The following is a 9503-nucleotide window of genomic DNA, read 5'->3' on the forward strand; positions in this document are numbered from 1 at the left end:
GATGGAATCGGCTGGAAAGGTGAAATTGATATAGTATCGACCACCGTAAAAACAAAAGCCCGGACGATGCCGGGCTTTCGATCTCTTACAGGTACAGCTTACGGCTTCGGCTTTGGGGCCGGCGCGGCGGGCTTCGGTGCCGTCGTTGCGGCCGGGTTGGCCGGATCGGCGGCCGGCGGCGGAGCCTTGATGACCTTGGCAAGCTCGGTGCTGGTCTGCTTCTGCAAATCGCGGGAGATACCCTGTGCCCAGATATCAGCCGCCTTCACGGTTTCGCGAGATGCGATCGGGCCATCCTTCAGCAGCTTCTTGCCGACTTCCGAGTTGTAGAACTCGGCGATTGCGTTGAGTTCTTCGACCGAGAATGCCTTGGCATAGGTCAGAGCAGCTTCCTTTTCGAGATCGGCGCGACGCGGTGCAAGTGCCAGCGCCTGCTTATCGACCTCAGCCGTGATGGCATCCTGGTAGTTCGGAGAATCCTGGATCAGGTCGGCCTTCAAGCGCTCGGCGAGGCCCGGCAGGATGTTGTCGAACTGCGCGGTTGCACCGATCGCGTCGATAGCGGCGCGGGCTGCCTTCAGCTGCTCCGGAGATGCTTCCTGCGCGTGTGCGACAGAGCCGAATGCAACGCCCGAAAGTATAACGGTCGCAGCAGCAAAACGGCCAAGACCTGCAAATTTAATCATGAGTTTCAATGCTCCTGTTACCTGTTCGCCCGCAGCGTGCGTGCACCTGCTGGACCAGCAATGATCGCAAGTGCCGCCATATTGAGAAAGAGCCCGTGTTCAACGACTCCGGGTATTGAATTCAGCTCGTTTGAAAGCGCCTCTGCATCAGGAATGCGGCCAAAAGATGCATCGATGATGTAGTGGCCGCCGTCCGTCATGAAGTCTCCGCCTCCGGATTGGCGCAGCGCCAAGCCGCCGCTCAATCCCAGTTTCGAAGCCTTCTTTTCAATTGCCATACGCGTCGACACGAGTCCGAACGGATTGACCTCGATCGGCAACGGAAATGCGCCGAGCGTCTCGACCAGTTTGCTTTCGTCGGCAATAACGATCATGCGCTGAGATGCCGCGGCCACAATCTTCTCGCGCAACAACGCACCGCCGCCGCCCTTGATGAGTGTCAGGTCGGAATCGACCTCGTCCGCGCCATCGATCGTCAGATCGAGTTCCGGCAACTCATCGAGCGACTTCAGCGGAACGCCGAGCTCGACGCAAAGCCTAGCCGTGCGTTCCGAAGTTGGTACACCTTCGACCTTGAAGCCGGTGGCAACCTTTTCCGCGAGCAGCCGAACAAACTCCTCGGCAGTGCTTCCCGTTCCGATTCCAAGCCGCATGCCGTATTCGACATGTGCAAGTGCGGCCTCAGCGGCCTTGATCTTCATTTCGCGGGCATCCATGCGCCGCTGACTCCGATTATTGCGTTGGATGTGCTGTTTACACGGCTCGCTTGCCAAACGAAAGCCAAAATAGCGCAATGATTTTCGAAAAGCCGTGGGCAATACAACTCGTCGACTTTGCCGCGAAACGTTGCTTTTCCCGCCCTCATCACCTACTGCCTGATGGCATCATTTCCGAAAGGCGGAATCCTTGACCCCTTCTCTAGTTGTATTCGATCTCGATGGGACACTACTCGACACTCACGCGGATCTTGTCGAGAGCCTGAACCATACGATTGCCGCGATCGGTGTGGCGCCAGTCAGCTACGACGACTTGACTCATCTCGTCGGACACGGCGCCAAGGTCATGATCGAGCGGGCGTGCAGTTTGCGGGGACATCCGTTGTCACAGGAGCAGCTTCCCGGCCTCCTTGACCGCTTCATCGCGCACTACACCGATAACATGCCGGGACATACAGCTCCTTATCCCGGTCTTGTCGAGGCGATGGATCAATTGAAGAGCGCCGGCTGCAAGCTTGCCGTTTGCACCAACAAGCTCGAAGGGCTGGCACGCAGCCTGATCGAGAAACTTGAGCTTACCCACTACTTCGACGCAATTACCGGCGGAGATACCTTCACGGTCAGAAAGCCGGACGCCCAGCATCTCCTCGGTACGATCGAGCGCGCCGGCGGTGATGCCCGCAATTCCGTCATGATCGGCGATAGCATCAACGACATTCTTGTCGCGCGAAATGCTGGTGTTCCCTCGATCGCCGGACCGTTCGGCTATTCCGACGCGCCCGTCGAGACCCTTGGACCAACCCGCGTGATCACGCACTTCAAGGAACTTACGCCAGCGCTCGTCGACGAGCTGATCATGGATTTCACTGCTGCAAGGCCGACGGCTGCGGCAGGCTGACACGAACGAAAAAGGCGGCTCAACGGCCGCCTTTTTCTTATCATGCGCTTAGCGCGATCATATCTGCGCGCCACGTGCCTTCGTCGTGGCGTCGAATGCCTTCTGAACGTAAGCGTCGCGACCGTAGACATCGTCGAAATACTGTACGACGCCATCCTTATTCGGCCAGGCCGTGAAGTAAGCGACGTATACCGGTATCTTCTGCGGAACCTGCAGAGCGTGGTTCTTGCCGGTAGCAATTTCCTTGCCGATCTGATCCACCGACGTGTTCAGTACCGCCGCCGCCATCGCACGCGGTTCGGCGAGACGGACGCAACCGTGGCTGAGTGCGCGCATGTCCCGCTTGAAGAAGCTCTTCGAGGGTGTGTCATGCATGTAGATCGCATGCGCGTTCGGGAAAAGGATCTTGAGTTCGCCAAGAGCATTGTCGTCGCTCGGCGGCTGGCGCACCGAGACGTTGGTTGTCGAGCCGTACCAATCGACGCTGGACGACGCTACAGCGCGGCCACCAACAGTTACCTCGTAGCCCATCCGGTCCAAATAACTCGGGTCCGAGCGCAGACGCGGCAGCATTTCGTTGATGATGATAGACTGCGGCACGCCCCAGAACGGGTTGAACTCGACCGTCTCGATCTGATCCTGGAAGAAGAACGTCTGGTGCGACGGCTGACCGATCACCACGCGCATCGACAACTGCTCCTTGTTGTCGTTGTGGTAGTAAACCATGTAGGCCGGCTGGTTGATAAAGACGTAGCGCGAGCCGAGATCGTTAGGCAGCCAACGCGCCTGCTCCATGGCGACGATCAACTTCTCGATCTTCGAAGCGTTACTGTCGCCACCAGTCATGATACGGACCGTGGCTTGGCCAACGACGCCGTCGGGCTTAAGCCCATGCTCCTTTTGGAAACCTTCGACGAGCGCGACGATCTCCGCTGAATATTCGGTGCTCCCGGTATAAGCGGCAAGCGTTGCCGCATGCTCGGCCTTCAGCGCTGCCGAACCGTGCTTGTCGATCGCCTTCACGATATTCGGGATTTCGGAAGAGTTGTCGCCTGGGCGAAGCAATCCGTTCAGAGCAATGTCGATGCGGTCGCCGCCTGCGCCTTCCGCCTGCAGCTTCGCCAATTCGCTTTCGAGCGCGACAAACTGCGGACCATCCGGCGTCCGGCTTTTGAGATAAGCAGCCGCATCCGGGCTCATGCGGGCAAGCTTGAGGACCGGGGCAAGGTTCACATCCTTGCGCTTGAAGTCATGGTAGCCGGAGAGCTTGTTCGGATCGACGCGACCGCGAAGGGTATCCTGCACATAGGCAAGAACTTTGGCCGAAAGCTCCAACTCGAATTGGGTCAGTGCACGATCGCGGGTGGCAGGGTCAGGATTGGCGGGGTCTTCGGTCGGCACCTGGACGGCATAGTCGGCCGGATCGAGACCAACCGACCCGGCATTCGACAACACGTCCATCGCTGCCTTGGCGCGATCGTTGACGTCCGTCCCGGTGAGCCAGACCAGCGGATTCTTGATGTCGCCATAGTAGGCCTCAAGCGCTTTGGCGACCTCGACGGGAGCGCGTACCTTTGCCTCGATGAGGAAGCGGCGCTGCACCGACGGCATGGTCTCGGTCGCAGCCGAAGCGTCGGCAACTGCACCCGTGACGACAGGATCGGTAAACTTGCCGGTATCGACGAAGCGCATCGCGTCGGGCTGGTAGGTGTAATAGCGCGGGCTGGAAACCTTCGGCAGCGGCGTATCTGGAGCGAATTGAAGGTACGAAGGAACGGACGCTCTCGGATTGACAATCGTGCCCTGGTTCCGGGCGCGATCTCCGCGGATCATATCCATCAGTGTATAGGCGTTCGCGGGCGCGACGCCCATCACGGCCATACCGCAGGAAAGCGCGAGTGCGGAAACCGCACCTTTCAAAAGGAATGTCATGCTTCTATCCAGTCCCAGTGTCATGCTGTCTTCAAAATAACGGGCGCGGCCCGCCTCAGAACTCGTTTTATCCGGCGCGAGCGTCACATGGCAGAAAGCGGTCGAAGCCGCCAGCCTGCGCCTACTCAACTCAAAGTAACGCGAATAACGCTAACGTCAGCCTTCAGTTCACACAAAATTCTGAAATTATTGGTTAATTTTTTACTTTATTTTCGCCTTTAGACACAGTGGCCAAAAAGACGCTGAATGATAAAAATTCAGACGTGTCTAAAAGATCACTGACCCCCATGAATAACCTGAATCACCAATTCATGTTTCTTTCCAGAACGGTTTTCTTCGGCCCGTTTCGGACCTATAAGACCGCATCTCTGAGAGGCACCGCGACAGAAAGGCATGGCCATGACCTCCACCCGTACCGAGACAGATACGTTCGGCCCGATCGAAGTCCAGAATGACAGATATTGGGGCGCGCAAGCGCAGCGTTCCCTTGGCAATTTCAAGATCGGCTGGGAGAAGCAACCACTTTCGATCGTCCGCGCGCTCGGTATCGTCAAGCAGGCCGCTGCACGCGCGAATATGGCACTCGGACAACTCAATCCGGAGGTCGGCAACGCCATTGTCGATGCGGCACAGGAAGTCATCGACGGCAAGCTCGACGACCACTTCCCCCTCGTCGTCTGGCAGACTGGCTCCGGCACGCAGTCGAACATGAATGCCAACGAAGTAATCTCCAATCGAGCCATCGAAATGCTCGGTGGTGTCATGGGCTCCAAGAAGCCAGTGCATCCAAACGATCACGTGAATATGAGCCAGTCGTCGAACGATACCTATCCGACGGCAATGCACATCGCTTGCGCGGAACAGATCGTGCGTCAGCTGCTGCCGAGCCTGAAGCATCTTCACGCCGCGCTCGACATGAAGGTCACCGAATTCAGCCACATCATCAAGATCGGCCGCACCCATACGCAGGATGCAACGCCGTTGACCCTTGGTCAGGAATTCTCCGGTTATGCGGCACAGGTTGGCTCCGCAATCAAGCGCATTGAACTGACCCTGCCCGGCCTCTGCGAACTCGCTCAGGGTGGCACCGCCGTCGGCACCGGCCTCAACGCGCCAATCGGCTTTGCCGAGAAAGTCGCCGACGAAATTGCCGAAATTACCGGCCTTCCCTTTGTGACGGCCCCGAATAAGTTCGAAGCGCTGGCGGCACATGACTCCATGGTGTTCAGCCACGGCGCCATCAATGCGGCCGCGGCGGCGCTCTTCAAGATCGCCAACGACATCCGTCTACTGGGTTCCGGCCCGCGCGCCGGCCTCGGTGAACTCGCCCTGCCGGAAAACGAGCCCGGCTCCTCCATCATGCCGGGCAAGGTCAACCCGACGCAGTGCGAAGCGCTGACCCAAGTCTGCGTGCACATCTTCGGCAACAACGCGGCGCTCACCTTCGCCGACAGCCAGGGCCACTTCGAACTCAACGTCTACAACCCGATGATGGCCTACAATTTCCTCCAGTCGGTGCAGCTACTCGGTGACGCCGCCGTTTCCTTCACGGACAATTGTGTCGTCGGCATCGAGGCCCGCGAGGACAACATCAAGGCGGGACTCGAACGCTCGCTGATGTTGGTTACGGCACTCGCTCCGAAAATTGGCTATGACAACGCCGCCAAGATCGCCAAGACGGCCCACAAGAACGGCACGAATCTGAAGGAGGAAGCCTTGGCGAGCGGTCTCGTCACCGTAGAGGAATACGACACGATCGTGCGCCCCGAGACAATGATCGGCCCTAAGTAAATCCGCCTAGCGGCCTGATCGACTAGTTGACACCGCCGCCCGCGCGGCGGTGTCTTTGCGAATTTTCATGACTAAAGCACACAAGTTTTAGAATTATTGCAATTGCGAAGACGCCCGAATAGACCATCTGCGATTTCGGTCCGCATGAAAGGTCCTTCAATGGCTGACGATCTTTTCCCCCTCCACAAAGACTCCACCCAATACCGCAAGATCAGCAGCGACTACGTCTCTGTGGACAGCTTCAAGGGACAGGACATCCTCACAGTCGAGCCGGAAGGCATCCGCCTGCTCGCCGAAACGGCCTTCGCCGACATCAATCATCTCCTCCGGCCCGGTCATCTAAAGCAGCTAGCGTCAATTCTCGAAGACCCCGAGGCGACTGATAACGACCGCTTCGTCGCCTATGACCTGCTCAAGAACGCCAACATTGCCGCCGGCGGCGTGTTGCCGATGTGCCAGGATACCGGCACCGCGATCATCATGGCCAAGAAGGGCCGCCGTGTCTGGACCGAAGGCGAGGATTACTCCGCCCTCGCGAAGGGCGTCATGGACGCCTACGAGAAGAAGAACCTCCGCTATTCGCAGCTCGCGCCGATCAAGATGTTCGAGGAAAGGAACACCAAGAACAATCTGCCGGCGCAGATCGATATCTATGAGGAAGGAACCGACTCCTACGACTTCCTCTTTGTCGCCAAGGGCGGCGGCTCGGCCAACAAGACCTTCCTCTACCAAGGCACCCCGTCGCTGTTGACGCATGATCGAATGATCGACTTCCTCAAGGAAAAGATCCTGACGCTAGGTACGGCGGCCTGCCCTCCCTATCATCTGGCGATCGTCATCGGCGGCACCTCGGCCGAGATGAACCTGAAGACGGTCAAACTTGCCTCGACGCGTTATCTCGACGATCTACCTATCGAGGGTTCGGAAAGCGGCCATGCGTTTCGCGACGTCGAGATGGAGAAGGAAATCCACAAGCTGACCCAGCAGATGGGCGTCGGCGCGCAGTTCGGTGGCAAGTATTTCTGTCATGATGTGCGCGTCATCCGCCTGCCCCGTCACGGCGCATCTCTGCCGATCGGTCTTGGCGTTTCCTGCTCCGCCGACCGACAGGCAAAGGGCAAGATCACTCGCGAAGGCATCTTCATCGAGCAGTTGGAGACGGATCCCTCGAAGTACATGCCTGACATCGACGAGTCGAAGTTGTCGGACTCGATGGTCCGCATCGACCTCAACCAGCCGATGTCCGGAATCCTTGCCGAACTCAGCAAGCACCCGGTCAAGACACGCCTGTCACTGACGGGCACCATCATCGTCGCACGCGACCTCGCCCACGCCAAGATCCGGGAGCGGCTGGAAAGCGGTCAAGGCATGCCTGACTACATGAAGAACCATCCGGTCTACTACGCCGGGCCGGCCAAGACGCCGGCAGGCTACGCCTCCGGCTCCTTCGGCCCGACCACTGCCGGTCGCATGGACAGCTACGTCGACCAATTCCAGTCTTTCGGAGGCTCGATGGTGATGCTGGCCAAGGGCAACCGTTCGCGCGCGGTGCGCGAGGCCTGCAAGACGCACGGCGGATTTTACCTGGGCTCGATCGGCGGGCCGGCCGCCCGGCTGGCACAGGACTGCATCAAGAAGGTCGAGGTGCTGGAATATCCCGAACTCGGCATGGAAGCAGTGTGGAAGATCGAGGTCGAAGACTTCCCGGCCTTCATCGTCACCGATGACAAGGGCAACGACTTCTTCCAGGAATTCAACCTCGGCTGATCGCCTCAATGGACCGCCGCGGTCGTCGTATAGCCGGCCGCGGTGGCTTTGGCAGCGCCGACGGTCTCCTCCACCCTCACGCTGGCGAGAATCTCGTTGTGGAATATGCCATCGAAGAAACCGTTCTGCTCGATCAAGGCGAGTGAGCCGGCAATGACTGCGGTGACGAGGATGATGGGCGAAGTGTGGCGAGACGTTTCCATGATCTCATGCTTTCCGTTGGAGCTGTATCGCTCGTTGGAAGCAACGTGCACCCTCTTGCCGATGCGCGATAGAGCAACCAATCGCGACCGACTGTCAACGAATTGGAAACGGTGAGAAACTCAACCAAAACGGTTGGTTGGATTTTTTATTTTTGTTACTCGCCTTTAAGGCGAGGCGATTGTCACGCTCTTCTAAATTCTCGAATAAAAATCAACGTGATAAACATAGAAACGTGAAGGATGGCCAGATTTCGCATGTAATCATTGGTATATCCACCCTTAATCATTTCCCAATATTTGTAGTCTAAGCAATTAAAGACTGCATTAAACATTCAATTGAGGAGTAGTCGTATGACGACGGCCGCGGCGCCAACTAGGGCGCAGGTTCCCGATGTGGCAGGTCAGATCACATTCGCGATGCGCTCCATGGGCGTTGCGCCGATCCCACGCAATTACGAGCTCTTCTACGAGGCTTATATCGGCTCCAACCCGGCGCTAACGCGGGATCTCGCCGCACTCGGCAGCCAGGCCTCGCAGGAAGAACTGGACGCGCTCGGCGCACAATATTTTGCGCACAACCCGTCTCGCGTGTTCGACGACGTTCATGGCCGCATCGCCGCCGAGTTGGAGACGTTGCTCCGCGTCCTGCGCCAGGAGCAGATATCTCTCGAGAGCTACAACAAGCTGCTTGGCGAAACCTACAAGCGGATCAGCTCGAAAAACCATACGAGTGTAGATCTCATCGAAAACGCCCTTACCTTGCTGACCGAAGCAACCGGCGACACGATGGCCCACGGTGAACGCACGGTCGAGAACGTCGTCCAGCGCTCACAGGAAATGGACCAGGTTCGCAAGGAACTCGACGAGTACAAGCGTATCGCCAATACCGACTCCTTGACGCGCCTGTCGAACCGCCGCGCCTTCGATGACCGCCTTGCCGGGGTCTTCAACAATCCCGCCATGCGCCCTGTCACGGCGCTGGTGCTCGCTGACATCGACAATTTCAAGAAGATCAACGACACCTATGGTCACCCTGTCGGTGACAAGATCCTCGCGACCGTCGCTTCGGTCATCCGTGCCAATGTCCGCCGCGATGTTTTTGTCGCCCGCACCGGCGGTGAGGAATTCGCGCTCATCATCGAGGGCAACACCGCCGAGGAAGTCATGAGCGCGGCCGAGCGCATCCGTCGCACACTGGAAACGACGCCCTTCACGAACTCGCGTACGAGGATCAACTACGGGCCAGTGACGGTATCGGTCGGCGTCTGCATGGCCTCCCATGCTGAAGACGCCGGCGAGCTCTACCATAAGGCCGACGTGGCGCTTTACGGCGCCAAGAATTCCGGCCGCAACTGCAGTGTCCTTTTCGAAGACGGTATGCAGAAAGACTTCACGAAGAGCTGGCTGATCTACAAGGGCTAGAGCGCCGTACGTTTAATCGAACCCATAGCCTGCGGCTGTAAAATAGTTTCGACATTCTTGGCTATTGAAGAGGTTGCAGATTGATCCG

At 58.1% G+C, this 9503-nt stretch carries 8 protein-coding genes; 4 read left to right on the top strand and 4 right to left on the bottom strand.

Annotated elements, in window-relative coordinates; all coding sequences use genetic code 11:
• Window positions 1-98: 98 nt before the first annotated feature.
• The gene (locus tag FHT77_RS24935) at window positions 99-686 is read right to left on the bottom strand and encodes a DUF2059 domain-containing protein (RefSeq protein WP_183757501.1); all 588 of its coding nucleotides are present in this window, start codon (window positions 684-686) and stop codon (window positions 99-101) included.
• Between the two features lie 17 nt (window positions 687-703).
• Window positions 704-1402 (bottom strand): ribose-5-phosphate isomerase RpiA, encoded by a 699-nt coding sequence (rpiA, locus tag FHT77_RS24940; RefSeq protein WP_183757502.1) that lies wholly within the window; start codon window positions 1400-1402, stop codon window positions 704-706.
• Window positions 1403-1592: 190 nt separating this feature from the next.
• Between rpiA and FHT77_RS24945 the strand changes: the two genes are divergently transcribed.
• Window positions 1593-2300 (top strand): HAD family hydrolase, encoded by a 708-nt coding sequence (locus FHT77_RS24945; protein WP_183757503.1) that lies wholly within the window; start codon window positions 1593-1595, stop codon window positions 2298-2300.
• Between the two features lie 57 nt (window positions 2301-2357).
• On the opposite strand, the gene FHT77_RS24950 is transcribed toward FHT77_RS24945, so the two are convergent.
• On the bottom strand, window positions 2358-4232 hold the full coding sequence (locus FHT77_RS24950) for a murein L,D-transpeptidase (RefSeq protein ID WP_183757504.1): 1875 nt from the start codon (window positions 4230-4232) through the stop codon (window positions 2358-2360).
• 399 nt (window positions 4233-4631) lie between these two features.
• Here FHT77_RS24950 and fumC point away from each other — a divergent pair, with 399 nt between their 5' ends.
• Window positions 4632-6023, top strand: a complete 1392-nt coding sequence (fumC, locus tag FHT77_RS24955) for a class II fumarate hydratase (RefSeq protein ID WP_183757505.1) — start codon at window positions 4632-4634, stop codon at window positions 6021-6023.
• Window positions 6024-6182: 159 nt separating this feature from the next.
• Window positions 6183-7790, top strand: coding sequence for a fumarate hydratase (locus FHT77_RS24960; protein WP_183757506.1), 1608 nt, complete (start codon window positions 6183-6185; stop codon window positions 7788-7790).
• Window positions 7791-7795: 5 nt separating this feature from the next.
• Here FHT77_RS24960 and FHT77_RS24965 read toward each other — a convergent pair whose 3' ends face one another.
• Window positions 7796-7993 (bottom strand): hypothetical protein, encoded by a 198-nt coding sequence (locus FHT77_RS24965; protein WP_183757507.1) that lies wholly within the window; start codon window positions 7991-7993, stop codon window positions 7796-7798.
• Between the two features lie 351 nt (window positions 7994-8344).
• Here FHT77_RS24965 and FHT77_RS24970 point away from each other — a divergent pair, with 351 nt between their 5' ends.
• Entirely contained in the window at window positions 8345-9415 is a 1071-nt protein-coding gene (locus FHT77_RS24970) for a GGDEF domain-containing protein (protein WP_183757508.1), read from the top strand.
• Window positions 9416-9503 lie beyond the last annotated feature (88 nt).

It is taken from the genome of Rhizobium sp. BK181 (assembly GCF_014193305.1).
In the GTDB taxonomy this organism is placed as follows: Bacteria; Pseudomonadota; Alphaproteobacteria; order Rhizobiales; family Rhizobiaceae; genus Rhizobium.

Bases quoted from the DNA above. Each gene is read 5' to 3' on its own strand.
- FHT77_RS24935 (WP_183757501.1), bottom strand. From the start codon at position 686: ATGATTAAATTTGCAGGTCTTGGCCGTTTTGCTGCTGCGACCGTTATA.
- FHT77_RS24950 (WP_183757504.1), bottom strand. From the start codon at position 4,232: ATGACATTCCTTTTGAAAGGTGCGGTTTCCGCACTCGCGCTTTCCTGC.
- FHT77_RS24960 (WP_183757506.1), top strand. From the start codon at position 6,183: ATGGCTGACGATCTTTTCCCCCTCCACAAAGACTCCACCCAATACCGC.
- FHT77_RS24970 (WP_183757508.1), top strand. From the start codon at position 8,345: ATGACGACGGCCGCGGCGCCAACTAGGGCGCAGGTTCCCGATGTGGCA.
- FHT77_RS24965 (WP_183757507.1), bottom strand. From the start codon at position 7,993: ATGGAAACGTCTCGCCACACTTCGCCCATCATCCTCGTCACCGCAGTC.
- rpiA (WP_183757502.1), bottom strand. From the start codon at position 1,402: ATGGATGCCCGCGAAATGAAGATCAAGGCCGCTGAGGCCGCACTTGCA.
- fumC (WP_183757505.1), top strand. From the start codon at position 4,632: ATGACCTCCACCCGTACCGAGACAGATACGTTCGGCCCGATCGAAGTC.